The organism is Paenibacillus sacheonensis, from assembly GCF_009909195.1.
Taxonomy (GTDB): Bacteria; Bacillota; Bacilli; order Paenibacillales; family Paenibacillaceae; genus Paenibacillus_Z; species Paenibacillus_Z sacheonensis.
Genome location: NZ_JAAAMU010000010.1, coordinates 17,609 through 44,145, shown reverse-complemented (window position 1 = coordinate 44,145; position 26,537 = coordinate 17,609). Strand labels below are relative to the sequence as shown.

Annotated in this window: 23 protein-coding genes and 3 tRNA genes; 5 read left to right on the top strand and 21 right to left on the bottom strand. The window is 56.7% G+C overall.

What is annotated here, in order from left to right; all coding sequences use genetic code 11:
* Positions 1–67 precede the first annotated feature (67 nt).
* On the top strand, positions 68–973 hold the full coding sequence (locus GT003_RS18895; protein WP_161700672.1) for a LysR substrate-binding domain-containing protein: 906 nt from the start codon (positions 68–70) through the stop codon (positions 971–973).
* Here GT003_RS18895 and GT003_RS18890 read toward each other — a convergent pair.
* The 3 genes from GT003_RS18890 to GT003_RS18880 form a co-directional block, all read right to left on the bottom strand.
* Positions 970–1,404: a DUF1284 domain-containing protein gene (locus GT003_RS18890; RefSeq protein WP_239565624.1), complete on the bottom strand. Its 435-nt coding sequence runs from the start codon at positions 1,402–1,404 to the stop codon at positions 970–972. The genes GT003_RS18895 and GT003_RS18890 overlap by 4 nt on opposite strands.
* 19 nt (positions 1,405–1,423) lie before the next feature.
* Positions 1,424–2,188 carry a GNAT family N-acetyltransferase gene (locus tag GT003_RS18885; protein ID WP_161700668.1) on the bottom strand — a complete coding sequence of 255 codons (765 nt, stop codon included), beginning with the start codon at positions 2,186–2,188 and terminating at the stop codon, positions 1,424–1,426.
* A gap of 138 nt (positions 2,189–2,326) precedes the next feature.
* Positions 2,327–3,589 carry an alkaline phosphatase gene (locus tag GT003_RS18880; RefSeq protein WP_161700666.1) on the bottom strand — a complete coding sequence of 421 codons (1,263 nt, stop codon included), beginning with the start codon at positions 3,587–3,589 and terminating at the stop codon, positions 2,327–2,329.
* A gap of 801 nt (positions 3,590–4,390) precedes the next feature.
* On the opposite strand from GT003_RS18880, the gene GT003_RS18875 reads away from it, so the two are divergent.
* The 3 genes from GT003_RS18875 (at position 4,391) to GT003_RS18865 (ending at position 8,278) form a co-directional block, all read left to right on the top strand.
* A complete protein-coding gene (locus GT003_RS18875; protein WP_161700664.1) occupies positions 4,391–6,220 on the top strand; it encodes a DEAD/DEAH box helicase in 1,830 nt (609 codons plus the stop codon).
* Positions 6,217–7,173: a YqhG family protein gene (locus GT003_RS18870; protein WP_161700662.1), complete on the top strand. Its 957-nt coding sequence runs from the start codon at positions 6,217–6,219 to the stop codon at positions 7,171–7,173. Before GT003_RS18875 ends, GT003_RS18870 begins: the two co-directional genes overlap by 4 nt.
* A gap of 187 nt (positions 7,174–7,360) precedes the next feature.
* Positions 7,361–8,278 carry a hypothetical protein gene (locus GT003_RS18865; RefSeq protein WP_161700660.1) on the top strand — a complete coding sequence of 306 codons (918 nt, stop codon included), beginning with the start codon at positions 7,361–7,363 and terminating at the stop codon, positions 8,276–8,278.
* A 62-nt stretch (positions 8,279–8,340) separates the two neighbouring features.
* Here the strand turns inward: GT003_RS18865 and GT003_RS18860 are convergent, their stop codons facing one another.
* Complete coding sequence (locus GT003_RS18860) at positions 8,341–8,541, bottom strand: YqzE family protein (protein WP_161700659.1); 201 nt, start codon at positions 8,539–8,541, stop codon at positions 8,341–8,343.
* A gap of 144 nt (positions 8,542–8,685) precedes the next feature.
* Between GT003_RS18860 and GT003_RS18855 the strand changes: the two genes are divergently transcribed.
* Positions 8,686–9,468 carry an N-acetylmuramoyl-L-alanine amidase family protein gene (locus tag GT003_RS18855; RefSeq protein ID WP_239565625.1) on the top strand — a complete coding sequence of 261 codons (783 nt, stop codon included), beginning with the start codon at positions 8,686–8,688 and terminating at the stop codon, positions 9,466–9,468.
* Here the strand turns inward: GT003_RS18855 and GT003_RS18850 are convergent.
* From GT003_RS18850 to GT003_RS18770, 17 genes are all read right to left on the bottom strand, one after another.
* Positions 9,436–10,275, bottom strand: a complete 840-nt coding sequence (locus GT003_RS18850) for a divergent polysaccharide deacetylase family protein (protein WP_161700657.1) — start codon at positions 10,273–10,275, stop codon at positions 9,436–9,438. The two genes, GT003_RS18855 and GT003_RS18850, sit on opposite strands and share 33 nt — an antisense overlap.
* Before the next feature lie 155 nt (positions 10,276–10,430).
* A complete protein-coding gene (locus GT003_RS18845) occupies positions 10,431–10,850 on the bottom strand; it encodes an exosporium protein C (protein ID WP_161700655.1) in 420 nt (139 codons plus the stop codon).
* A 131-nt stretch (positions 10,851–10,981) separates the two neighbouring features.
* Positions 10,982–11,068: transfer RNA gene (locus GT003_RS18840), tRNA-Leu, on the bottom strand.
* Between the two features lie 192 nt (positions 11,069–11,260).
* A tRNA-Leu gene (locus GT003_RS18835) sits at positions 11,261–11,347 on the bottom strand.
* 157 nt (positions 11,348–11,504) lie between these two features.
* Entirely contained in the window at positions 11,505–12,644 is a 1,140-nt protein-coding gene (locus GT003_RS18830) for an efflux RND transporter periplasmic adaptor subunit (protein WP_161700653.1), read from the bottom strand.
* Between the two features lie 16 nt (positions 12,645–12,660).
* Positions 12,661–13,539 carry a carbohydrate ABC transporter permease gene (locus GT003_RS18825; RefSeq protein ID WP_161700651.1) on the bottom strand — a complete coding sequence of 293 codons (879 nt, stop codon included), beginning with the start codon at positions 13,537–13,539 and terminating at the stop codon, positions 12,661–12,663.
* A gap of 12 nt (positions 13,540–13,551) precedes the next feature.
* Positions 13,552–14,418 carry a carbohydrate ABC transporter permease gene (locus tag GT003_RS18820; protein WP_420831414.1) on the bottom strand — a complete coding sequence of 289 codons (867 nt, stop codon included), beginning with the start codon at positions 14,416–14,418 and terminating at the stop codon, positions 13,552–13,554.
* A gap of 7 nt (positions 14,419–14,425) precedes the next feature.
* Complete coding sequence (locus tag GT003_RS18815; RefSeq protein ID WP_161700649.1) at positions 14,426–15,904, bottom strand: ABC transporter substrate-binding protein; 1,479 nt, start codon at positions 15,902–15,904, stop codon at positions 14,426–14,428.
* Positions 15,905–16,072: 168 nt separating this feature from the next.
* Positions 16,073–17,212 (bottom strand): hypothetical protein, encoded by a 1,140-nt coding sequence (locus tag GT003_RS18810; protein WP_161700647.1) that lies wholly within the window; start codon positions 17,210–17,212, stop codon positions 16,073–16,075.
* The gene (locus GT003_RS18805) at positions 17,209–18,675 is read right to left on the bottom strand and encodes a sensor histidine kinase (RefSeq protein WP_161700645.1); all 1,467 of its coding nucleotides are present in this window, start codon (positions 18,673–18,675) and stop codon (positions 17,209–17,211) included. The genes GT003_RS18810 and GT003_RS18805 overlap by 4 nt, the downstream gene beginning before the upstream one ends.
* Before the next feature lie 3 nt (positions 18,676–18,678).
* Positions 18,679–19,377 (bottom strand): response regulator transcription factor, encoded by a 699-nt coding sequence (locus GT003_RS18800; RefSeq protein ID WP_161700643.1) that lies wholly within the window; start codon positions 19,375–19,377, stop codon positions 18,679–18,681.
* Between the two features lie 114 nt (positions 19,378–19,491).
* The gene (locus GT003_RS18795; RefSeq protein ID WP_161700641.1) at positions 19,492–20,253 is read right to left on the bottom strand and encodes an N-acetylmuramoyl-L-alanine amidase family protein; all 762 of its coding nucleotides are present in this window, start codon (positions 20,251–20,253) and stop codon (positions 19,492–19,494) included.
* A 285-nt stretch (positions 20,254–20,538) separates the two neighbouring features.
* A tRNA-Leu gene (locus GT003_RS18790) sits at positions 20,539–20,625 on the bottom strand.
* Between the two features lie 42 nt (positions 20,626–20,667).
* Entirely contained in the window at positions 20,668–22,770 is a 2,103-nt protein-coding gene (locus GT003_RS18785) for an MGH1-like glycoside hydrolase domain-containing protein (protein ID WP_161700639.1), read from the bottom strand.
* A gap of 72 nt (positions 22,771–22,842) precedes the next feature.
* Positions 22,843–23,805: a carbohydrate ABC transporter permease gene (locus GT003_RS18780; protein WP_161700637.1), complete on the bottom strand. Its 963-nt coding sequence runs from the start codon at positions 23,803–23,805 to the stop codon at positions 22,843–22,845.
* A gap of 13 nt (positions 23,806–23,818) precedes the next feature.
* A complete protein-coding gene (locus GT003_RS18775) occupies positions 23,819–24,742 on the bottom strand; it encodes an ABC transporter permease (RefSeq protein ID WP_161700635.1) in 924 nt (307 codons plus the stop codon).
* A gap of 80 nt (positions 24,743–24,822) precedes the next feature.
* A complete protein-coding gene (locus GT003_RS18770) occupies positions 24,823–26,382 on the bottom strand; it encodes an ABC transporter substrate-binding protein (protein WP_161700633.1) in 1,560 nt (519 codons plus the stop codon).
* Positions 26,383–26,537: the final 155 nt, after the last annotated feature.

Here is a 26,537-nt window from a genome sequence, read left to right as displayed (position 1 = left end):
ATAATAGAAGCACCGGCATTATAATAATTGATATAACTAATACAAGGTATAAAAGGAGCTCATACCCGTGAAGGAGATAAACCTGGAATGGTACCGAAGCTTCTATTGGTGCGCGAAAACCGGCAGTCTGTCGCGCGCGGCCGAGAAGCTTCATATCACGCAGCCTGCGGTAAGCCATACGATCAAGCAGCTGGAGGATATACTCGGAGGCGCATTGTTTCTTCGCGGCGCAAGAGGCGTTCAATTAACTGCGGAGGGGGAGCTGCTGTTTCACTACGTGGAACAAGCCTTCAATTTCATGGAGGCCGGGCAAAAGAAGCTGCTCGAGATGCATCGGCTTGATTACGGGGAAATTCGGATCGGAGCGGGAGACTCGTTGTGCAAGCATTATTTGCTGCCTTATCTCGACCGTTATCATCGCCTCTACCCCAACATTCGAATTCGCGTCACCAACCGGACGACGACGGAGACGCTGGCTCTATTGAAGGAAGGGGCAATCGATCTCGGCATCGTCCATCTTCCGACGGAAGACAATAAAGCGGATATCGAGGTCAGCCAACCGCAGCAGGATTGCCTCGTCGGGGGACCGAGCTATGCGCATTTGGCCGAACAGCCGCTGCGCTTGCGGGACCTATTCCAGTTCCCGCTCCTCATGCTCGAGGAAGGAACGAGCACGAGACGTTATTTGGATCATTATGCGGCGAATCTCGGGGTAACGCTTATTCCGGAGCTGGAGCTTGGAAGCATGGATCTGTTGGCGGATTTCGCCAAGCACGGGCTCGGCCTCGCGTTCGTCGTGCGGGATTACTATGCCGGAGAGCTGGAGTCGGGGAGATTGATCGAAATTCCGCTTGCGGAGCCCATTCAACCTCGGGGCATCGGCATCGCGACGCTTCACGGCGTTCCGAGCTCCGCCGCCGCCAAGCGCTTCCTTGAGCTGCTTCCCCGCGCTGGCGCCGGCGCCGGCACTTAACGGTTGTCCGGCAAGGCTGGCAGCCATTGGCCGCTCTTAATCGTGCGTACCCCTGCTTCGCATACGCCGTAGGAACGCCACTGGCAGGTGTGACACAGCGTATGGATGTCTTCCGGCTCCACGCCGCCGCGCACGCGTTCGATCACGTCCGTCCACGGCATGTCGAGCCCGACATGGAGCCCCAGCTTCCGCAGCACGTTCCCGTCCAGCTCGGTAACCGATTCGTTCTCGCAATGCGGCTCGACGCCTATGGGAAAGCACGCGCACAAGTCGTCAGGCCCTTGGACGATCGTTACCGCCGTATCCGGTTCATCCTTGAGCCGGTTGTACACGTTCGCCATATTGGCCGCATAAGCTTCGGAATACCCCATCCCTCGGAAGCCAAGCAGACATAATAAATGATGACCTCGCAGCCGAATAGTCAGGTTCAACCGCTCCTCTCTCGCTCGTTCACTCCTCGCGTCTTTTAACGCGATACCAATAAGGATACAGCTCCTCGAAATGAAATTTGGCATACAACCGATTAGCGGCAGCGTTGTCCTGCTCGACTTGCAGATAGCTTTGCGAAGCCCCTTTCGTTCCGGCCCACTGCAGCATATGCCGAATCAAGCTTTCGCCGAGCCCCGTCCTGCGGTAGGAAGGCGACGTGACGATGCTGTACAAGCCGACGTATGCACCTTCGATGACGGCCATCCCGCAGGCGGCAGGCATGCCGTGCACGTAGAGCGTGAAATAACCCGTTCTCATCGTGATCGCGTGCATGATTCGGGCGGCCGAGCCTTCGCTGCAAGCAGGTATGCCGTTAAATCGGCACATGAGATCGAGCCAGCCGTACGATAATCGATCCTCGCATTCTACTTTAATGCCAGGCTCCGACGCTGCTGCGGCATGAATGTTCGTGAAGTCCGATACCAGCATAACACGCGAATGAGATTCGAGCACGTAGCCGCGCGCTTCCAATGCTTGATCGAGCCCGCTCGGGGCGAACGGCGTCAGCTTGAAGATCGTATCTTGACCGGCGCGATGGTAGAACGACTCGCAAGCGTCGATTTTGCAAGCGAGCGTATCCGCCGATCCTTCGCAGGCATAGAAAGGATGGACGGAATTCGCCCGCTTCGTATACCCTTCCGCCAAGCGCAGCACCCATCCGCCGCGAACGGCCGTCTGCTGGGCCGGCCAGGCGTTCATCGTCATTTCTTCGATCGCAACCGTCAACAGCCATGCCTCCTTTTTCAAGTCCTAACGGATTGAACCTATAAAGTTATGAATTAATATACAACGTTATGTATTTAAATTCAACATAAAAAGCTGTCTCCTGGTTGGAGACAGCTCGGTTAGACGATGCGATTATGTTTATTTCGGCAGTTTGATGCCCATTGCTTGAGCCAAGCGAGTGAAGATGCCCGTGTTCTCGTAAACGCCCGAGAACAGCTCGGCGCCCGGACCCATGACCGTTACCGGCACGTCGACCGCCGTATGGCTGGAGGTCGTCCAGTCGACGACGAAGTTAAGCTTGGAGTTCGCGATCGCGAACGGTCCGTCTTCCTTCGAAATCGCATCGCCCGACTCGTCGTCCGCGTTAACCTCTTCGATCGAGAAGCCGCCCGTTTCATGGTCGGCCAATACGAGCACGAGGGTATCCGGATGCGACTTCGCGAAGTTCTTCGCGATTTGAACCGATTGATCCAGCTGTTGGCCGGCTTTAATGGTCAGCTTCGCGTTGTTGCTGTGCGCCATTTCGTCCGTCGCTTCCTCTTCGACCATCAGGAAGAAGCCTTTTTTGTTCGCGGACAGCGTGTCGAGCGCCTTCTTCGTCATGTCCGGCAGCGGAACGATCGGGTTGTAGAGATCGCCTTCGCCTTCCGGACGCTGCTGGAACATCTCTTCGTTCGCGAACAGGCCGAGCAGCTTGCCGCCTTTAGCTTTCTGCATATCCGTCTTGTTCGATACGAACGAATAGCCAAGCTGTTTAGCTTTGTCCACGAGGTTGCCCTGCGTGCCCTTGCTCTTCTCGGACGGATCCTCGGCCGGCTCGTCCTTGAACTTTCCCGCTTGTCCCGCCGGATACCAGAAATCTTCCCCGCCGCCGAGCAGAACGTCGACTTTGGACTTTGTCAGGTATTGAAGCGCGATATCGCTTTGCTTGGAACGGTCTTCGACATGCGATGCGAATGCCGCGCCTGTCGCGTCCGTTACCTGGCTCGTCGTCACGATACCGGTCGACTTGCCCATTTCCTTCGCATATTCCAATATCGTCTTGACGCTTTTCTTGTTCGCGTCCACGCCGATGGCGCCGTTATACGTTTTCACGCCGCTTGCGAATGCAGTCGCCGCCGCCGCGGAGTCCGTGACCGGAATCGTGGAGCTCGTATGAATCAATCCGAGGTAAGGCATGGCGTCCATCGCCAATTGGCCTTTCTCGCCGACTGTCGCCAATCGGATCGCGTCGCGTTGGGCCGTGCCCATGCCGTCGCCGACGAACAGAATAACGTTCTTCGCTTGTTTCGATGCCGCTTCGGCCTCGTTCTTGCCATGGCCCGCCGCGAAGGTGGTGATGACAAGCGCCGCTGCCGTAATGCCGATTACCGAAGTCTTCCAACCGATTCTGGAATTCATGTTTACGCCTCCTAATCTGATCTCCTCTGTATGATAGAGTCGAATTATTAAGAGGATGTACGAACTTTGTGAAGTTCCTGTTAATGGCTTGCGTTTTTTGCGGAAATTCAAGGAAACGCGCGTTTGCGGCCGATTGCTGACGAAGGTTTGGATTTGTTTGCCGCCTTCGAAGCGGTCCGCGTATTGCCCCCGGGTGTAATCGTCAATGACCTTCGCCCAGAATAGCTGCGCGGGCTCGTTGGTTTTCGCTTGAAAGATTTCCCACGCGCCGCGATGCAAATCGAATAATCGCGGGCCGCAGCGTTTCCTTCTCTTCGATGGAGGCTTGAATCGGCTCCAAGCCCGTCGACCCCGATTTGCTGTCATGTTCCATGTAAGTCGATCCCCTTCCGGCCCTCGGCCGATCACCCGATTACTTGAAGAGCACTATGATTGATTCACAAGTCCATGGAAACCGTCCCGTCTCTCCCTGTCAGCTCGAATGTCAAGAATCGAAGCGACTTCATCGTTAACGATTAATATAATGCAGCTTCAGCCTTTGAAAACGTTCTGACAAAAGATAATTCATTCTCGCGAAAGCATTTTAATGTTCCATATTATAGCGCATTCAAAATTGAAATCTTGTATTATTTTGATTTTGCGCCAGCAAAAAACGAGAAAATGCATATCTGCGCGGCTGTGCGGAATCAAGAAACGCTCATCTCCCAACCCTCCTTATGAATTCCGCCTTCTAGGGTCATACTAGCTTCATACAGTTTCCGCTACTATTGCCGGAATCTCACCGGAAAGGAGTTCCGCCCTATGCAATCGAACAAAGATGCCCCTGCAGGAGAGCAGCAGTCCCCTTCCAACGCAAACGCGAACCCTGCCAAAAGCAAGCTTCATCCCAGCGTCGACCTTCATTTCGACCGTACATGGCTGACGCAGCTCCAGGAGCGCGTCGACCGTAACGGGCCTTGGGACGACTGGACGATGTACCAGCTGGCGGTGGAAGCGGAGCAAACGAAACTGATCGAAAGCTTCGACGATCTGCAATGCCTTCGAAGCCTGCCTTCGTTCGAGCCGATGCCCCATCAGATCAGCACGGCGCGCAAAGTGCTGCATGAGATGAGCGGCAGAGCGATTCTCGCCGACGAGGTCGGGCTTGGCAAGACGATCGAAGCCGGACTGGTCCTGAAGGAGTACATGGTCCGCGGACTCGTCAAGCGGGCGCTTATCCTCGTCCCGGCCTCTCTCGTGCTGCAGTGGGTGCGCGAGCTGAACGCCAAATTCGGCATCAGCGCGTTCGCGCAGAAAAAGGAACATTCCTGGGGCTATGACGTCGTCGTGGCCTCTATGGATACCGCAAAGCGCGATCCGCACCGCGAGAAGCTGCTTAATCAGGATTACGATCTGCTCATTATCGATGAAGCCCATAAGCTGAAGAACAAAAAAACGACCAATTACCAGTTCGTGAACGCCCTGCGCAAGAAATACTGCCTCTTACTGACTGCGACGCCCGTGCAGAACGACTTGGACGAGCTCTATAATCTCATCACGCTGCTGAAGCCCGGCCAGCTCGGCGGCCAAAGCGAATTCGCGTCGAACTTCGTCGTGGACAAGCGGCTGCCGAAGAACGAGGGTCAGCTGCAGGAGGCGCTTCAAGCGGTCATGATCCGCAATCGGCGCGGCGACGGCGGCATTCACTTCACCAAGCGGATCGTCAAAAACATCCGGCTTCAGCTGTCGGCCGAGGAGCAGGCGCTCTATGACGGCGTTACGAATTTCGTGCGCGAACGCTACAACGAGGAACAAGGCGACTGGACAAGCATGCTGTCGCTCGTCACGCTGCAGCGGGAAGTGTGCAGCAGCCGCGATGCCGTGTTCCTGACGCTGGTCAACATGTTCAAGAAAACGCCCGAGGATTCGCCGAACCGCGCGAAGATTTGGCAGCTTGTTGAAGTCATCCGCGGCATCAACGCCAACACCAAAGCAGAGAAAGCGATGGAACTCGTCCGAGAAATGAACGACAAAGTCATCATTTTCACGGAGTACCGGGCGACCCAGGAATATCTGCTGCAATATTTCCGTTCCAATAATATGGTCGCCGTGCCTTATCGGGGCGGGATGAACCGCGGGAAGAAAGACTGGATGATGGACTTGTTCCGCGGACGCGCCCAAGTGCTGATCGCGACGGAGGCAGGCGGCGAAGGCATCAATCTGCAATTCTGCCACCATATGATCAACTTCGACCTGCCCTGGAACCCGATGCGGGTGGAGCAGCGGATCGGGCGCGTGCACCGGCTCGGACAGACGAGCGACGTGCATATCTACAACCTGTGCACGGTCGGCACGATCGAAGAGCATATCGTGAGCCTGCTGCACGAGAAGATCAATCTGTTCGAGCTCGTCATCGGCGAGCTGGACCATATCTTGGAACGGTTCGAGAAGAACGAGACGCTGGAGCAGCGGCTCGCCCGCCTCATGCTGGAGGCAGGCACGAACAAAGACGCGCTCAAGGAAGGCATCGCGGAGCTCGGCAATTCGCTCAGCCGGATCAGGGACGAGGTCGAGCTCGAAGACCCGTCCGATCTGGCAGCCGTTAATTCCGTCTTGAATGCCGTCGGGCAGACCATCGAGGTGAGACCATGAATGAACGCCAAATCCACAAGTTCGTCGGACGTTATCTAGAGGCGACGGACTGCCAGATCATCGAGAAATCGCCGGCTCATTATCATGTGAAGCTGTCGCCCCGCGCCGACCGCGACTTGACGAACCGCCCCTTCTATTGGAGCTTCGTCGACCGCACGGGCGCCGATCCGGAGACGATGTCCATGCTGCTCGTAACCGATAAAGCCAAATACGACGATGCCGCAGCGGCCAAAGCCGCACAGCCGCCTGCCCCGGCAGCCGCGCCGGGCAGCGGTTCGGGCAACTCCGCTGACGCCGCGTTCGGCCGTTCCTTCGGTTATTTGAACAATGCGGCGAATTTGAACGTGCGAGTCCCGCGGGAGGACCTGCATTACGGCTCCCGCCGGCTGGAGCAGCTGTTCCAGTCCGCCAAGATCGGCGGCAATTACCTCTGCCTGTTCCAGGAGCCGGAGAAGCGCACCAGCCACCCGCTTCATTCGACTGCTTACAGCGCATGGCTCGGGGTTAATATGAAAGTAGAATTCCTATGCGACATGAAACGCGAGGAAATTCATTCCTTCGGCATCTCGCTCGCCACGGGCCAATGCCTGGAGCAGTTCAGCGACCGCCTGCTTCAGCAGCGCATGACGCCGAAGCTGCCGCCGAACGTGCATACCGCCAAGAACGCGATCACGCTGAACAAGGCCGCCTCCATCGCCGAAGGAACGCTTGAGCGCAAGCTGCGGACGTACGATTACAGCTGGGCGGACGCCGCTTCCAAGCGGCTCGACGAGGAACTCTCGACCGTTCGGCATTATTACGAGCCGTTGATCGAGGGTGCCGAAGAAGAGAACCGTGCCCCCATAGCGGAGCAGTACGAGCGAAGGCAGGAAGAAATCCGCTGGCAATACGAGCCGCGCGTCAGCGTTTCCGCCATCAATTGCGGCATTTTTTATTTGCAGGGCATCGGTTAGCGATTTTGCGACAAGAACTGGGGCGACCGCCCGGCCGTCCCCTTTAATCGGCAAAATTAGAACGAGGCTTGTCCTGCTTGCCTGACAGAAACCAACAACTTCCCCGGCGGCATTTCGATACAATGGCGTTGTCAGGTTCTGTCAGCCCTTCGTCAACCATTCTACAGAACAGCAGGTGATGCCGTTTATGAGAAATTGGACCGCGATGATCGCCGCCGTATTGTCGGCGTTGCTGCTTACGACCCTATCGCCGCAAGCTGCATCGGCCTCTACGGCTTCCGTGCCGACCGCTTCCGTACAAGCTGTCGATGCGCCGCTGCAACAGCATGTTCACAATTGGGCCGAAGCCTTATCCAATCAGCCCGCCTTCAAAGCATGGAAAACCGCCGCGACGACCATCGTACCGCTCGGCCCGGGCACCCACGGCTGGCTCGCTACGTTTACGGCTGCCGGCAAACCGGTCGGCTATATGATCGTCAACGCAAGACCCGAAGGCGGTTATGCGCTTGGCGAATACGGCGCCGGCAGCCATCCTGCTTTCGATCCCAATACGATGTACAATGCGCTGCTCCGCCAAGGCCTGATCGGCAGCTACAGCGAGATCGCCAAAAAGCCGCTCCATCTGGAACGGCTCTATCTTTCTCCGATGCTGGCAGCTTGGAAATGGACGGCTCCTAACGCCGAAACCTATTACTTGGATGCCTGGACAGGCGAAGCGCTGCCGATAACGGACAGCGCCTGGTCGGCTCAGACGGTATCGCGCAAGCCGGAAGCCTGGTCCGGCGAGAAGCCGAAGGCGGAATTAAGCAAGCTGGCCGCGGCCAAGACGAATCAATCCTTCGATCCTTTCGAACGGATGCCATGGCTGAATCAAGCGCCGCTTTCGAACCAACAGGTGGCCAAACTAACCGGCATGCTCGATAAGCTGGCGCAAATTCGGTATACGGCCGAACTTTTCAAATCGTCCGTCCTGTATGTCCTTCCTGCCGTGGGCTACCATCGCTGGAATAACGATAAGCTGTTCGTGGCGTTCGAACAATCGTTTCCCGGTACCCGATATATTCCGATCGAAGCGTTGAACCGGGAAGGCCGATTTTACCGGTAAAATAATAAAGGGGTATTTCCATGCAATTATTACACGCAAGCGCACGTATAGATGATTCTTATTCACTTCGGTTCAATGTCGCGGGATCGCATCCATTGCGCAATCGCGAATCCGCCTAAACCAAACCAACGCGTCAGCCAAGGCTCTTTGGCAGCCTTGGCTTTTTTGCGTTTTTCGCTGCGTTCTTCCTGGGGCGTTTCAATATAGCCGACGACTTTGCCCGTCATGAATTTGATGTAATCCTCCGGTTTTTCCACTGCCATAACAGCCACGCTCCTCTTTGCATGGATTTCGTTGTTGCTCCTAATAAACAGTGTCCCCGCGAATGATTTCTTTCAAACATGAATGAGTTCCCTTGGTATGTGCCACGCTAAGCATAGTCATTTTGGAAATGGAGGATTGTGCCGATGCGAGGACAACGAAGGATGATGCAATCGATTCGCTTGGGCTTGTCATTCTGCGCAGCTGTAATCCTGATCAGCTGTCTGGCTTCAAGGCAATCGTATTCCGAACCGGTCAATCAAGCAGGCGACCAAGCGGCGCTGCCGGACGCCTCCCAGGAGTCCTCGCTTGACAGCATGCTGCCGACGGATTACAGCCGCGCTTTGCCCACGGCCCAAGTATTGATCGACGTCGGGCACGGAGGTATCGACGGCGGCGCCCATCATGAGGAGCTGCTGGAGAAGGACATTAATCTGGCCGTCGCCAAAAAATTGTACCTGCTGCTTCAAAACAACGGCATTCGCGCGATTCTGAACCGCAGCGGCGACTATGCGCTCAGCGACGATAACCGATGGAATCCGTCTTCGTCCCGGCATAGAAGGGACTTGTCGCAGCGCAGTCAGCTGACGAAGGAGATCGACACGCAGATTCTGATAAGCATCCATGTGAATTGGGCGCCGGATCGAACCGAATACGGCCCTCTCGTGCTGCATCAGAACGAAGGACAGAGCGCGCTGCTTGCGTTCTGCATCCAGGACGCGATGAATCGCAGGCAAAACACGAGAGGGCTCCCCCGAATAGGGAAGCCCTTCTATCTGCTTAATGTCGTGAAGAAGCCCGCCGTTATCGTCGAGCTCGGTTTCATCAGTCATGAAGGCGACCGGCAAATGCTGACCGACCCCGTCAAGCAAACGGAAATCGCGGCCGCCATTACGTCAGGAGTGCGGAATTATATCCTTCTCCGCTGACGGGACTAGCATTTCAGACAAACGCACGAACCTTGTCTTCCCTTGCAGCTGGGGAATGGCGTTCGTCAAGACGGCAGCCGTCAATTTACCGGGCGGACCCACATGGCCGATCGTGATGCAGGATTCGTTGTTCTCCAGATGCTTGCGCAGCACGCCGATTTGCTTGGAAATATGGCTCGTCGTATAGACGTCGTCGAGAAAGACTTGATTGGACAGCAGCGGAACGCCCATCTCGGCCGTCAGCTTCGGCAGCACCGTCTTGTACGTCGTCCGGCTGTCGAGGAAGAATAAGCCCCGCTCCTTCACGACGCCGAGCACGACCCGCATAACGCGTTCGTCCGCCGTCACCTTCGAGCCCATGTGATTGTTCATGCCGACGGCATGCGGCACATCGTCGATGGCGGCTTCCACCCGCTTCCGGATCTCGGCATCGCTCATGCTCGTCGTGATGGCGCCGGGGCCAAGCCACTCGGGCTTGCCCCGAACCGGCTCCATCGGCATATGGACGATCACGTCGTTGCCGAGCTTATGGGACAGCTCCGCGTCCTGTTTCGTGGTCGGCATGAACGGCATGACCGCCGTCGTGAATTTGACGGGCAGACGCAGCATCTCGGGCGTTCCCGCCATTCCATTGCCGAAGTCGTCGATGACGATCGCGACTTCGCGATGACTGCTCGTCACTTGCCGTTGTTGTTTTTGTTGTTCTTGCTGTTCCGCAGCCGCCGCCGTCTCGTGCCGAGGCGCTGGCCCCGCGACAGCAAGCGCGCAAGCAAGCAAAACCAAAGCAGCAAACTTTCCCTTGTTCATGTTCTTTTCGTCCTCTCTTGGATCTGCATTCCTTTCATTGTTTGCCGGGAGGAGGAAAAATATGTATGATTCTGTCCCTTCATAAAAGAAAAGCGAGGACTTCTCCTCGGCTTTCCTTCCTAAGATGCAACGATACAACGTTCAGTAGTTCCGCATCACACTTCGTAGACGGCCGCGCTGAGATTGATCGGGCCGATCACGGCAGCAGTCGCCGTCTCCGTTTGCTTCTCTACGTACAACGAATATCCGTGCGCGCCGGGCGGCACGTTGATGTCGATCACTTGCAGCGTCACGATGCCGTAATGCTCGTACTCGGTTTCGAATCCTTGCAGCGCATAGAAAATTTCTTGGTTACCGCGAAATACGCGGAACAGCACGTCTACGATGTTGCCTGACGTTGCTGCAGCTCCGATCGTAGCCGTCAAATTCACGCGGTTGTTCACGGCTTCCGGAACGATAAAGATGCCGAGTTCAGCCAGAATGACTTTGGCCGGCGTCTGCGGAACTTGAATATTGACGGCATTCGTCACGACAGCCGGTACGCTGACGTTATAGTCGATTAATTTTTTCACCATTCTTACAATCCACTCCTCCCTTTCTTGATAGTTACATGCTATGAAAATAACGATGCGTTGGCTTGGACGAGTTGCTTAACAGGCACAAAAAAGAAGCCTTGCATCAGCAAGGCTTCTTGAGTTTGTATGGTTGGTGCGGTCGAGAGGACTCGAACCTCCACGGCTGTTACACCACTAGAACCTGAATCTAGCGCGTCTGCCAATTCCGCCACGACCGCACATCCGGCAGATGTCGCTTCAAGCATTCTTTGAAGCGGCGAGAATTAATATATCATGAATCAAATTATAAAGTCAACCGGGAAATTCATTACCTGCAAATTAGCTAGAAGTATTGGCTCCTCTTTCTATGGTTATTCGTCGAATCATAAAAAAAAGCCCTGCATCGGCAAGGCTTCTCGGGTTTGTATGGTTGGTGCGGTCGAGAGGACTCGAACCTCCACGGCTGTTACACCACTAGAACCTGAATCTAGCGCGTCTGCCAATTCCGCCACGACCGCATATCCGGCAGATGTCGCTTCTTTCCAGAAGCGGCGAAATTTAATATACCATGAAGGAAAGTTCGAAGTCAACTTCGCATTCCAATAAACATTCAACAAGCCGAGGCGAGTCGTCGAATACCCGATCGTTAAGTCGCGACGGTCTGCGTCCGACGCGCTACAGCCGGACTCTGACGCCATCCATGATGAAGCTGCTGCTGTTGATGATGATATCCTGCCGCTCGAACAAGCCCTCGCTGACGGCGGTTGCATATTCGTTGGCGTCGGCAATCTTTATGGGCGTTTCCACGACATAATACGCATTGCCGAGCGGGCCATCCTCGGCTCTCAACGTGTACACGTACGCGCCCCGGTCATTCTTGTGAACGGCTTCGTTCGGAACGAGGATCAGCTGATCGCCGCCTTCCTTGGACAGCTTTACGTTGACCTGCTCGCCTCCGCGAAGGCTATCGTCCGTGAAAACGATGGTCAACTTATACGTCGGGCCCATATCGGCAGTAACACCGGTCTCCTCTCCGCCCGTTACCGCCAATCCGCCTGCCGCAGCCTCCTCGATCGTTGTTATCGTTCCTGTCAGCGTTCGCGCATCTGCCTCTTCCACCGTAATGTGGTCCAGCGTATCCCCGGCATGAAATAAGGCGGCCGTTTCTCCCGGAACGAGCAGTTGAAGCTGATAGCCCTTGGCCGAATTGGCCACGGTTATATCCGGCAAGCCGCCGGAATCGAGCCCTGCCGCCGCATTGACCTTCGTGACGCTGCCATCGAACGGCGCCGTGATTTGCCTGCTCTCGGCAATCGTCTTCTGCTGATGTTCAATATGCCGCTGCTCGCTCGCGATATCGAGCTTGGCCGTTTCGATCGCGTTCGCTGCGGCAGCCTTGGCGGACGCGCTGTCTCCGCTCGCGGCTTCGATATAATCGTTCTCCAGCTGATGCATGGAGAGATTAAGCTTCTTCAGAACCGCCTGTTGATCGGCCAGCTCCAACCTGGCATCGGAGTCGTCGTAGAGAACCAGCGGCTGTCCTTTATGCACCCGTTCTCCTTGCTTGACGAGTACCTTCGAGACTTTCCAGCCTGCCGGATTCATGAGGTCTCTCGCCTCGCCCGGTTGTATCGCCGCGCTGCCTTCGTAGTCATGCGCAAGCGAACCCGTGGATGGGACCGTCGTGTAGACCTTCGGCAGCGATAACGCCCGCAGCGAATTGCCTGCCAGCGTGCATCCGGCGAGAAGTACGAGGAATAGGCCCGCGATGAGCCGGATTTTGCGTTTTCTGGACTCTGATGTCCGTTCTTCCATGACGATCACTCCCGAATTATCCTTTGATGCCCGATTGTTGAATGCCTTGGACGAAGTAGGACTCCGCATAGAGAAACAGCAGCACCATCGGGGCCATGTACAGCGCGGAAGCGGCGAAACCGATGCCCCGCGCCGATTGGTTGATCTGCGCCAAGAATAGCGACAACGGCTGCTTCGACGCGTCCTGAAGGAAAATGAGCGGCTGCTCGATCATATTCCAATAATCGACGAACAAGAGAACGGTAAGCGCCGCTAGTCCAGGCTTGATAAGCGGCAGCATGATGCGGATGAAGATCGTCCATTGCCCGGCCCCGTCGATCTTGGCGGCTTCGGTGTACGCATACGGAATATGGGACATGAACTGCCGCATCATGAATACCCCGAACGCGCCGAAGATGCCGGGAAGAATGATCGCGGCCGCATGATTCATCAAGCCGAGCTTGTCGATAACGAGGTAATTCGGCACAAGCGTAACCTGGAATGGCATGAGCATGGTCATCAGATAGACCAGAAACAGCTTGTCGCGCCCGATGAACCTCAGCTTGGCGAAGGCGTATGCGGCCAGCGAGGCGACGATCGTCTGGCCGATGACGATCGGCACGACGAGCGCCGCCGAATTCCAGAACATCCCGAGAAACTTCGGACTTAGCACCAGCACCTGCGCGTACTGCTTGAAGGACAGCCAGTCCGGAAGGAGCTTCAGGTTGACGAACGCCTCTTTGCCGCCTGCCGCGGTATCGACCATCTGCCCGAGCAGATCGTAATTGCGTCCGATCTCCTCCTCGGTCATCAGCGAGTTCGTGACCGTCAGCAAGATCGGAATCAGCATCGCGACGGCAGCCGCTCCGATCAGAATCGAGAGGACGAGCTTTGGAAGCCAGGATAAGTTTTTCATGGTAACCCCCTGCTACTCCACGCTTTCCCGGAACCGGCGTTCGACGCCGAGCAGCCCCGTTACCAGAAGCACGATGCAGCCGACCATGATCGTGGCTGCGGCCGTCAGCTTCTGGATGTCGAGCGTGAAAAACATGTTGTTCATATAGTGCTGCAGCATGTACAGCCTATCGTATGGATAGTCGCCGGCGAGCAGATACGTCTCTCGGAATACTTTGAAGGAATTGATGATCGAGATCAGCACGACGAAGAACATCGTCGGCGTCAAATACACCATCGTAATATGGCGGAACCGATGCAGCCGTCCTGCCCCCTCGATGGCCGCCGTCTCGTAGTAATCCCTCGGAATCGATTGCAGGCCGGCCAGGAATAGAATCATGTTATAGCCGATGTTTTTCCAAACGTACATGGCGACGATGATGCTCATCGACCAATTGGATTGCATCCAATCGATTCGCGCCATGTGAACGCGATGCAGCCAAGCATTCAGGGCTCCGTTCCAATCGAAGAAAATTTGCCACGCCATGACGACGGAAGCGACGGGCACGACGAGCGGTATCATCATCGACGTCCGAAGCCCATTGCGCATATAAAGCGGCCGGTTCAGCAGCAAGGCAAGCACCAGGGACAGCGCGACGAGCAGCGGAACGCCGATGCCGGCGAAGAGCATCGTATTGGATGCCGCCTTGCGGAAGGAACCGCTGTGCAGCAGCTCCGCGTAGTTGCGCAGCCCGACGAACTTGCTGCCCAGCGCGCCGTCCGTCATGGACTCGTAGATGCCGAGCAGGAACGGAATGAAATAAAAGACCGCAAACCCGGCCAAGCTCGGCGCCAGAAACCACAGCGCCTTCATCCCGTCCCCGCGCAGCCGCATGTTCATGCCGGCTCTATTCATTGAGCAGGGTCGTCGCTTTGTTCTGAATGAGGCCCGCGACGTCCTCCGCGGATTTCTGGCCGGCGAAGAACGCTTTCGAATCGGCGACGACCATCTGCCATAGTTTGTCGGACTTGTTGTCGCCGACCGAATGAACCGCTCCGTTCACATAGCCGCTCAGCCCGTCCAGCATCGCCTCGTCCACCTTGAAGGTCGCCCCTTGCAGCGGTCCTTCCGGAAACCCTTTGATCGTCCCCATGTCCTTCACCGCCTGAATCTGCTTGGCATACGCCGCCTTATTGATTGGGAATCCGGTCGCCGTCAGCGGCTCCTGAATCTCCTCCGACATCAAGAACGCGATGAAGTCCCATGCTTCCGGCTGGACCTTGGAATTCGCGTTGATCGCAACGCTCCGGTAAGTCTTGAAATAACCGCCGGCCGCCGTGTCCTGCGCATGCGGCTTCGCGTACAGCTTTACGTGTTCGCCCAAATTCTTGTTTGCCAGCTTCACGCCGAGGCTGTAGCCCTGCATCGATTCCAAGTAATCCTTCGGCGAATTAATCTGGATGCTCTGGAAATACGCATTCACGCCGCGCCCCATCTTGGAGACGACGCCGTCGTCGAACAGTGCCTTGACCTGTTTCATCAGGCCGGTGAAGGACGCCGAATCGAAACGCGCCTTATGCTCGGCGTCATCGATAAACAAGTCGTGATTGTCGCTGACCATCTCGCCGAGCAGGTATTCCGGGCTTTCGTACGATAATGCCGACTTGAGCGCGCCTTTCGCGACAAGTTCGCCGGCCGTCTTCTCGAAATCGCTCCACGACCACGTCAGATCGTCGAATTTCGCGCCGCTGTCCGCGATGGCGTCGACGTCGCCCGCGAAGCCCATCAGGAAGAAAGTGAGCGGCATGCTGTACAGGCCTTCGCCGATCCGGACGTTATCCAAAATATTCGTGAAATAATCGCCCTTATGAAAGTCCGAATCTTGTTCCATGAACGGACCGAGATCGGCCAGCAGCTTATGCTTCACGTAATTGTCGGTCGGGAGCAGATCCATCGCGAGAATGTCGGGACCTTTGCCGGCCAGCATGGCCGTGTTCGTGGCGGTCAAATATTTATCGATGTCCGCTTCGAGCGTCTCATTCTTATAGGTGCCTTCCTCGAGCTTGATATCGATATTCGGGTGCTGGGCTTCGTACTGCTTGATCGCATCCTCGAACTTGGCATCCTGCCAAAAGGTGGAGAAGACGATCGTCTTCTTGCCGCCCCCGTCCGGCGCCTCGCCTGTCGTTCCGCCGTTCGTTCCTCCCTTCGTACTGCCGTCGTCCGCGCTTGCGTTCGAACCCGCGTCGGCCGCCGAGGTCGTTGCGCTGCCGACCGGCCTTCCTTCGTCCGCCGGCGTACCGCCGTTCGCGTCTCCTCCGCTGCAGCCCGTCAACGCGAGCGCCAGCAAGCAGCTCGCGGCAATGCTTAATCCGTATGTTCTCATTCGTGCTTCTCTCCTTCGTATTCAGCTTCCGGACGAGCCGTCTTGACTCGCTCATACCGACTATAAAGAAGAGATATCTCCAAAACTTCATCCGCGTGTGAACAAAATGTCTCCAAAATAAAACAGCAGACCGGACGAATGCTCGTCCAGTCTGCCCATGGCGTCCTCTTACTGAAATTGGATAATGAAAGGCACGTAGTCTTCGGCAGGAGCCGCCGCCGCGGTCTCGCTTTGCACCGCCGACCGCGGGTATTGTTTTCGTCCATCGATCAGCAGCGCGTCGTTGCCCGGACTCCAATCCATCCGCAGCGGCAAAATCCCTTGATAAACCGTGTTCCGGAACAGGATATTATTGCCCTGCAGCTTGCCCGCGAAGATCGTATCCTTCTCGTTCTGCGTGTAGGCGATCACTTGCCGGTCGGGGGATAGCCGGAAGCTGCCGACCTTTTCCAGCAGAACGGACAGCACCCCGTTGCGGCCGTCGTACTCGAACAGCGTACCGTCCGTGCCCAGAAACACGAATTGATCGTTATTGACCCAGGCAGTCCCTTCGCTCGCCGCCGGATGATCGTATTGCATGCGATAACCGGTTCCGCTTCGCACCCCCAGCGCGATCGTATCCCCGGTTTCGACGAGGATCCCGCCGGCGTCATCGGACAAGGTGACCCCTTCGAAATAATGCCCGTCCTCCAACCCCGTCAGCGGGTACACCTTCGTCGTGCCGGCCTTCGTATCGTATACGCAGACGTTCGTTTGTCCCTTCGCCGAGCCTGACGTCAAAAAGGAGACATAACGGCTGTTGCCCGACCACTTCATGGCGCGCGACCGCAGCCCCCATGGTTCGGAATTAGGCGGGGAGATCTTCTTGGTCTTTCCGTCCGCCAGCGAGACCACCTGCAGGGCGATGCCGTGCCTATCCTTCGTATACCCCGACAGAAGCTTCCCGTCGGGCGACAGCTCGTAGCTATCCGTATTCGCGTTTATGCCGTGCAGCGGCTGCGCTTGATCGTATGGCGGGGAAAACCGCCGTACCTGCGCGTTCAGTGCTTGCGAAGGCATCGTATCCAGGAACAGGCCGATGACCGTCTTCGGGCCCGACCATCCGAGCAGCTGCCCTGTTTTCATCTCCGCTGCCGGCAGCCGATAAATCGTCTTCACTTGGAAAGTCTGCCCCGCCTCGCCGTTCATTCGGTCCTCTTCGGCGCCGGGAATGATGATCGTCTCGGAACGCGAACCGTTCAAGCATCCGGTCAATAGGAGCAGCAGCGCAAAAGCCGCCTGCAGCGTTACCATTCGCATCATCGTCATTGTTTTCGCTCCATTCCCGCAGCCGGAAGCTCCACGTATACCCTCGTCTGCCTGTCTTCGCTCGCCATCCGGATCGTCCCTCCGTGATCGTCGACGATCGTCTTCACGATGCTGAGGCCCAGACCGACGCTGCCTTCTTCCTGGAAGGCGCGGCCCGCCGAATAGAACGGCTCGAATACGTTGGCAAGCTGTTCGGGGGATAGGGTATCGCCTCGATTAGCGAATAGGAATCGAATCCTCGCGGGAGCCTCCGCTTCGGCTTCGCTGCGAACGGATATCTCCGATTGCGGCGAGCTGTACTTGATCGCATTGTCGAGCAAATTAATGAAGAGCTGGCGCAGCCTGTCCGCCTGGCCAAGCACGTAAAGCCCGCCCTCCGTTTCCAGCACGATGCGCTTGCGATAACGCTTCGCCCGGATAGCCATCGCGTCGCATACGTCGCGCAAGATACCGCCAGTCTCGACGAGCTCGGCTTCTTCTTGACCGGCGCTGCGGCGCGTGACTTCGAGCAGGTTAAGCACCATCCCGTGCAGGCGGCGGCTTTCCTCGACGATGTGCGTCATTCCTTTGTCGAAGAACGCCCGGTCGCTCTCTCCGTTCTCCCGAATGATCTCGGCATAGCCCAGGATGGAGGTCAACGGCGTCTTGAGCTCGTGGGTGACGTTGTCGAAGAATCGCTTCTCCTGCGCATTCAGCTCCTTCAGCCGGTCGCGATCGCGGCCGATGGTCGCGATTTGGCTGCTGATCCGGCCGATCATGTCATTGAAGTTGGCCGCCAGCCGCCCGATCTCGTCCTTGCGACGGATTCCGATGCGGACGTCCAGATTGCCGCCGATTACTTCCGTGGACGCCCGCGTGAGCTTGACGAGCGGAATCGTGATATGCCGCGAGAGCATATAAGAGAACACGAAAGCCGCCGCGAAAATCGCCAGCGCAATGTAGAAGATGATATTCAATATACGGCCGCTCTGCTCGTATAACGGCGAGAAATCCTTGGCAAACCGCAGGATGCCTACCTTCACGCCGTCGATGACCACCGGATACGAATAGAGGACGGATCCGGCGCTTCCTTCGTAGGTCACCGTATAGGCTGTCTTGCCGTTCAAGGCCTGCCTCAGGTCGTCGCTGCCGCGGCCGGCGAACAACTGACGATCGGACGAATAGAGCAGAATCCCGTCAACGGTATACGCGCTGACATCACTGGAGGTGGCATGATGCAGGTCGTCCACCATTTCCTCGGCCATTTGACCGAAATAGAGATCGTTGTTCGTGAAGTGATTGATGAGGAAGGCTTGGCGAACATAGACATTGCTGTTGTTTTTCAGCTCGATCAGGTCGGAGGTGATGATCTTCTGGTTGCTGGTCCGGATGACTTCCTTCAACGTACCGTACATCGCGAGGAAGGACAGGCTGAAGATAAGGAAGAAGCCGACGACGAATTTGCCTCGGATCGTGCGGAACATCCGTTACTCCGTCCGCCGCTCGAATTTGTAGCCGATGCCGAACACGGTCGTGATCAGATCGGCGGCATCGAGCTTCTTGCGCAGCCGCTGGATATGGGTATCGACGGTGCGCGTATCGCCGGGAAAATCATAGCCCCAGACGAAGTCGAGCAGCTCCGAGCGCGTGAAGATTTTGCCCCGGTGGCCGAGCAGCGTCATCAGCAGATCGAACTCCTTCGGCGTCAGCTCGACCGGCTCGCCGTCCTTCGTCACCATGCGCTCGTCGGCCGCGATGGCGATATTCTTGAAGCGCAGCTCCGCTCTTCCCGCCGCTTCCTCCACGCTTTGGTTCGCCTGCGCCAGCCGACGGAGAATCGTTCGGATCCTTGCGACGACTTCCCGCAGATCGAACGGCTTCGTCACATAATCGTCCGCGCCGAATTCAAGGCCGAGAATCTTATCCGTGATGTCGGACCGGGCCGTGATCATGAGAATCGGAATATTGTCGTTGGCGGTTACCTTCTTGCATATATCGAGACCGCTTTGGTCCGGAAGCATCCAGTCCAGCAGCAGCATGTCCGGACGGAACCGTTCCAGCTCCGCGAGGCCTTCCGCCCCGTTCGCCGCCGTCCGCGTCTCGAAGCCTTCTTTGGTCAGCCCGTACGCGAGCAAATCGGCGATCGCCGTTTCGTCTTCGATGATGAGGATTTTCGTTTTATCCATGTCGGGCTCCAATCTGGTTCATCGCCATGAAGGAAATGAAGCTTGTCTACACGATAGTAGCATACTTTGTTTTCAATCCTAAAACGCCGCCGGTACGTAACGGTATTAGCGCATTCACCGTTCGGAGGACAATTCGTCCGATGAGCCGGCGCTTTGTCCGTTAGCCTGCAAGTAAGACTTCAGCCCATCCGCGATTGCCTGCGCCGCTTTCATTTGTCCATCCTCGCTCAGCAGGACGGATTCCTCGCCGGGATTCGTAAGATACCCGGGTTCGATCAGGACTGCGGGCATGTTGCTCAAAGAAAGCACCTTCAGGTGCTCCTCCTTCACGCCGCGGTCGGGAAAGCCCATTGCCTCCACCACCTTCCGATGAATGGCTTCCGCGAGCGGAATGCCATTGTCGTACCGATAGTAGGTTTCCGTTCCCCCGATGCTCGGGTCCTCGAACGCGTTGCCGTGGATCGACAGCAGAACATCCGCATCCCAATCGTTGGCCGCGCCCGCCCGGTCGCTTAATTCCACGAACGTATCGTCCGAACGGGTCATCCGCGGCGCGAACGCGGGGTCCTTCTTCAGCAGGTCGTAGACTTTCAGGGCGAGAGAAAGGTTACTGTCCTTCTCCCGGCTGCCGCCGCTTCCTTCGGACCCCGGATCTTTGCCGCCGTGTCCGGGATCGATGACGATACGATAGACGTTATCCGGCGGATCTTCTCCGTCGGCTGCTGACTTGTTACCGTCCTGCACGCTTCCCGCAAGCGGTTTTGTTCCATCTATTTGGTGGCGTATGAACGAAGCCAGAGAACTGCCCAGCACGATCAACAATATGCCCGCGATCGCCAAACGGACGGATCTCTTTATTCTCCTGCGTCTCTTCATGATGTCCTCCCGATCGATAATCTTTCATGTTCGTCTCTTAGTTATAACGGTTGAATGTCATCGGAAGGTTGATAACTTGTAAACAAATTGTCTCCAACGCCATCGAAAGGTTTCATTCGCGGGCGGGAAGCGCAAAAAGCCCTTCTTCTCGGAAGGGTGAAGCTTGAAAGCCAATGCGCTGTTCGCTGGTGCCGGAGCAAAGGCTCCGAGGAAGCATAAAATCAGCGTAAAAAGGCAGCAAAAAAGAAGCCCTGCCGTAAGCGGGGCTTCCTTGGTTGATAAGGTTGGTGCGGTCGAGAGGACTCGAACCTCCACGGCTGTTACACCACTAGAACCTGAATCTAGCGCGTCTGCCAATTCCGCCACGACCGCATCTGGCAGATGTCGTTTCTCGACGATCAGAAGCAACGTTTATTAAATTATCATAAAGCTGCCTGCAGTGTCAACATTTTCTTCATGATTCGATGCGACGACGCGAAGCGTCGGAACGCCGTGATAGATTTCATTGCCGTCGCGGACGATCCTGCAGTTCCCGGGCTCCATATGAACATCGTAGCGATGACCGCGGAAATCGTAGCCCAGGATCGATACGCGTCCTTCCTCCGGAGGCTGAGGATGGATAAACAGTCGTCCGTCAAGCTGCGGCCGAATGCCGGCCATGCCGAATATTACCGCTTGAGCGCCGGCCATGCCGGAAATATTGTTGGCGCGCTTATGCGACGGAGCCATCGGACGGTCGCAATAATGCTCCTGCGGTATATAAGGTAGTCTATTGCCGATCCACAAGTGGCGCTTCAATACGTCCCACGCCAGCGCCGGCCGTCCGATTTCCCACAGCGTCTGCGCCAGAATCGGCCCCTCTCCGCCGAAACTTCCGCCGCCCGACCAATCGGGATCGTTCACCTCGTAGTGGAGCTCGTCTTCAGCCGATATACTGGACACGCCGCATTCGCCGAGAAACGCCCCTTCGCGCAAATGGGACAGCAGCGCGCTTTCCATCTCGGGCGTGCATGCCCCCATCCGCAGCGCATCATAGGCTTGAATGGAATAAATGATTTCCTCGTGCCCATCCGGATACAAGCTTCGGAACCACTTCGCCTCTCCGTCCCATAACTCGTCCTGAATGGCTTGGCGGATGCGAGCCGACTTGGCCCGCCAGTTTCCCGCCTCCTCCAGCCCGAGCCGTGCCGCCAGATCCGCCAAACGGTCGTAGCACCACGCCCTCTCCGAATTCGGACTTGCGACGACATGCTCGTAGCCGCTGCCGCGCATCTCCAGCAGGTGATGATGATTGCCGTAGTCGAGCAGTTCGCCGCGGCGGGGAAGGCGATCTTCGTCGATTTCCAGCACCCGCTTCAATACCGGATAGAGATGACTGCCATCGCCATGCTGGCTGCAGGACGACCAGGCAAAGTGGAAGAACGCCCACAGGCTGTACGAATAAGCGAACGGTTCATCGCCCGTTCCGTCCGGGGCGAAACAGATATGCCGGTCGATCCCGCCCTCTTCCATGAAGCGCAAGTACTGCTGCCAGCCTTCGCTTCCCAGGAGCATCGTCAAGGTTTGGCCCACATAACCCGCCGCATCCCATGGATAGTTGTTGATGCCGCCGCCGTCGATCCCCGACGTGACCGGGAAGGGCCGGATTTTGAATTCCGGATGGTCCCACAGGCAGATCAGGCCGCTAATCAACGAACGATGGTAATACGCCTCGAGCCCGGGAATATCCGTCTCGATCCGCGGGACCGCGGCTTCGGAACGAGCGATAACCGATCGCCACCGTTCTTCCGTCTCCGCTTCCCACTCGGCCAGTCTTGCCTCCACAGAGGCCGTGCTTTCTAATGTGTTTAGGGTTTGGCTTTCGTCTGCGTTTCCAGCTTCGCTCATGACGACCGCTATGCGGAAAACGCACTCCTGTCCAGGCTCCATCTCGGCCGATAGCCGATCGTTATGCAATGTAATCCGCATCTCGCCGTTCTCCCACACGGGACGGTCGCCAAGCCTCTCCGCGGCCTGTCCGCCTTGCGGCGGGCTGAAATTCCAAGCGCCGAGCGGAACCTTGCGCACGCTGCCCGGGTCAAGCTTCGGAACGAGATCCAGCCGAATGTTTCTACCGCACCGGTTCGTAACCCGCACGGCAAGCACGAATCCGGCACGGCCCGTCAACGGCACCAGCTCGCTGACGACGCCCAGGGATACGAGCCCCTGCTCCTTCAGCCAATGGTACGTGCCGCGGCGCACGATTCGGTCGGGTCGCCACACGGCTCCGGCATATAAGAGGCCGCAGTCCCGCTTGCCGAGATTGCCTGTATCTTCGATCTCGATGCCATCGGCCAAGAAGTCCAATCGGAGCTGCAGCCCGCCTGCGGCATAAGGCGGCGAATAACATCCCTTCACGCCCGTCACTGTGCCGTGCGCAGGGGCCGTGACGCTGTACAGGCTGGTCACCGCGATATGATTAGGCGGCGCTGTGCTGCGGCGAAGATCGAGCTTGTATTTATCCATCGGGTCGTTCACGACGGGATTCCCTCCTTAGGTTCGCCGGTTCGGAGCCGGCATGTTTGCCTTGCTGGCTTGGACGCCGGCCGATTAGCCTTTGACGGCACCGACGGTCAAGCCTTTCACGAAGTACTTCTGAAGCAGCGGGTACACGAACACGATGGGGCCAATGCCGACGATCGCCATCGCCATCCGTACCGTCTCGGTCGGAATCGCCGTCGAGGCGTTGCCGGCAACGGAAGCGTCGACGAGCCCGGAATTCAGATACTGAATGTTGTAGATGGTCTTGTACATCAAATATTGCAGGCTTACAAGCTTGTTATCGCTGACGAACACCGAGCTCGTAAACCAATCGTTCCAATACGCCAGCGTCTGAAACAGGCCGATTGTCGCCATGACCGGCATGGAGAGCGGCAGGATGATCCGGGCAAAGATCCGCAGTTCGCCCGCGCCGTCGATCTTGGCCGACTCGATCAGCGGCACCGGAATCGTATTCGCGAAGAAGGTGCGCATGATGATGACGTTGAAAGGCGCCACGAGATGCGGAATGACGAGCGCCCACAACGTATCGTTGAGTCCCGCCGCATTATAGACGAGATACCACGGCACGAGCCCCCCGCTGAAGAGCATCGTGAAGAACACGGCAAAGGCGAGGGTATTACGGTAGGGCATGTCTCTGCGGGACAGCGGGAATGCGAGCAGCGAGGTGAGCAGCAAGCTCCCTAACGTACCGACCAGCGTGACCGCGATCGATACGCCGTAAGCACGGAAGATTTGCGAGGCGTCGTCGAACAAATACCGGTAAGCGTACAAGGAAAATTGCCTCGGTACGATATTGTAGCCGTGGGCCACGATCGACTGTTCGTCCGTGAACGACACCGCTACGACGAGCAGCAGCGGATACAGGCAAGCCAGGCTGAGCAGCGCGAAAACAACGACCAACGCTGTATTGGCCGCTCCCGATAACCCGTTGTAGGTATGCTGCTGCTCGGCCTCGCGCTTCCGATCCGCAGGGCCGCCGGCCGAGAGCTTCGTTTCGGCATGAGCATTCATTTTCGGTTCCCTCCTAGAACAGCGCGTTTTCTCGGCTTGTCTTGCGCACGATCAGATTCGTCAACAGCACCAGAACGAACCCGACTACCGACTGGTAGACCGAAGCCGCAGCCGACATCCCCACGTTGCCGGTGACCAGCAGCGACCGATAGACGAACGTATCGATGACGTTGGTCGTCGGATAAAGCACGCCCGTATTGAGCGGTACCTGATAGAACAAGCCGAAATCCGCATTGAAGATGCGGCCGATCTGCAAAATCACGAGCACGATGATGACCGGGACGATAAGCGGGATCGTTATTTTCCGGATCTGCTGCCATTTGGAGGCGCCGTCGATAACGGCCGCCTCGTAATATTCCTGATCGATTCCGATGATGGCCGCCAGATAGACGACCATGCCGTAACCGACATTTTTCCATAGGTTAACGAGCGGAAGAATGACCGTCCAATATTTCGGCTCGGTATACCACGAGATGTCATGGAACCCGAGCGGCTCCAAGATCATTTTGTTGATGTAGCCATATCCGCCCAAGAATGCGTACGCCAAGTAACTGACGGCTACGAAAGACAAGAAATAAGGGAAAAGCAAGCTGCTCTGGAAAAACTTCGCCAGCTTACGGCTTCGCAATTCGTTCAAGGCGATCGCCAAGAAGATGGCGCAGACCGTGTTAAGCACGATAAACAATCCATTGTAGAGCACCGTATTGCGGGTCGCGACCAAGGCGTCTTCCGTCTGGAACAAATACTTGAAATTATCGAGGCCCGCCCAGGGGCTGCCGAGAATGCCGCCTTCGAAATTGTAGTTCTTGAAAGCGACGATGCCGCCGAACATCGGGATATAATTATTGAAAACCAGCACCGCTGCCGGCAAGACCACCATGAGGAACAAGGCGCGGTACTTCACCAGGTTGAACAGCAATCCAGCGCGACGGTTCATGAGCTCCGCTCCTTTCGTTATCCAATGGAAGAGGCCGGCAATCGCTAGAGCGCGCCGGCCTCTCTTGACGCCTTCGGGTGTTATTTCTTGCTGCTCAGGAACGCATCAATCTGCTTTTGTTTCTCGGCAATGACTTTATCGAGTCCGGCTTTCTTCATCTTATCGATGAAAGCAGGCAGATCCTTGTCGGGATCCATGACGCCGGTGCTCAGGCCGTCGATATACGTATTGTAGATATTGGCGATCGCCGCTTCCTCGTTCTTGACCGGTTCCGCGTTATAGCTGAAACCGACGATCGGAGAAGGCTTCGCCGAAGCGTTGAACGCCTTGTACGCTTCCCACTTCTTCGGATCTTCGTTATCCCACAGGTAATTGAGGAATTGGCTGCCGAACATATAGTTGTTGCCCGGCGCGTAACCGCTTTGGCCGGCTACAACGCCGTCCGGCAGCTTAATGACGGTGTTGCTCGCTTTCGCGAAATGCTTGCCTTCCACGCCGTTTACGAGCGTGTTCAGCAGCTGAGCGTCCGTGTGGAGCAGATTGATCAGCATCATGGCGCGCTCCGGATTTTTGGACGTCCGGGAGATGGCCGTCATGGCGCCGTTCAGATCGCCGCTGGTCGTGTACGGCTCCGTCATGACCACCTGCACGATCGGATGGCCCCATTGTTGGCTGAGCACCTTGTCCTTGCCCGGCGTGAGCTGCTGCCATTGCGCGAAGACCGTACCGGCCTTGTTGAAAGGGCCTGCGTCCTTCTGCGTGGCGGGATCCTTCTGGAAGTAGCCTTTCTGATTCCAGTCCTTCATCAGTTTCAGCATGTCCTTCATTTCAGGCGTTTCCCATTGGTCGACGACCGTCGTGGCGCCGTCCTTCTTGATCGCGCCCGGCACGGCTCCGATTTGCTCGAACGGAATCAGGGAGATGTTGTTCTTGCCGCCCCAGAACGGAACGACGTTCGGCTCCTTCTCCTTGATCGTCTGCAGCATCGGTTCCAGATCGGCGTACGACTTGATCGTGCCGATGTCGAAGCTGTATTTGTCCGCGAGATCCTTGTTCAGCACGATGCCGAATTCGCTGGCCATCTCTTTCTCTACCGGCACGGCGTAATTCTTGCCGTCGATCGCCGTACCCGTCAGCAGCTCGGGGTTCATCTGAGCCTTCGTTTCCGGCGCGTATTGATCGATCAGCGAAGTGACGTCCAGGAACGCGCCTTTGGCGACGTTGCCGCTGAAATTGTCCCAGCCCGCCGTGAACAACAGATCGAACGGTTCTCCGGACGCGACCATCAGGTTGATCTTCTGGCTCCAGTTGCCCCAGTCGACCGCGTTGATTTTGACGGTGGCATTGATCTTGTCCTTGAGCAGCTTGTTCATTTCCTCTTCGACCGCGGCTACGTCCTTCTGTTCGGTGCCCGGGTAGTAGATCGACAGTTCTACCGGATCCAGGGCCGGTTTGTCGTCCGCGGGCGCCTCGTTCTCCGTCTGCGCCGCATTCGCATTTGCGTTCCCGGTCTCCAGCTCCGCCGCGTTAGCCGCGTTCCCGTTGTTCCCGTTGTTCGAATTCCCGCAGCCCGTCAGCGCGAGCGAAGAAACGAACGCGACGGTAAGCAGCGCGGTGGCGATTTTTGATTTGCGTTGCATGTAAAACCCTCCTTTGTTTGTGTAAGCGATAACGATGTCCCGTAACAGTTCCCATTGTAGACGCTTTCGCTTCCCGGCTGAATCAAATTATCTACGACGGCCTTCAAATTTCTATCGAATATGGAAGGCAAGGATGTTCCCGGAGCAAAAAGGGG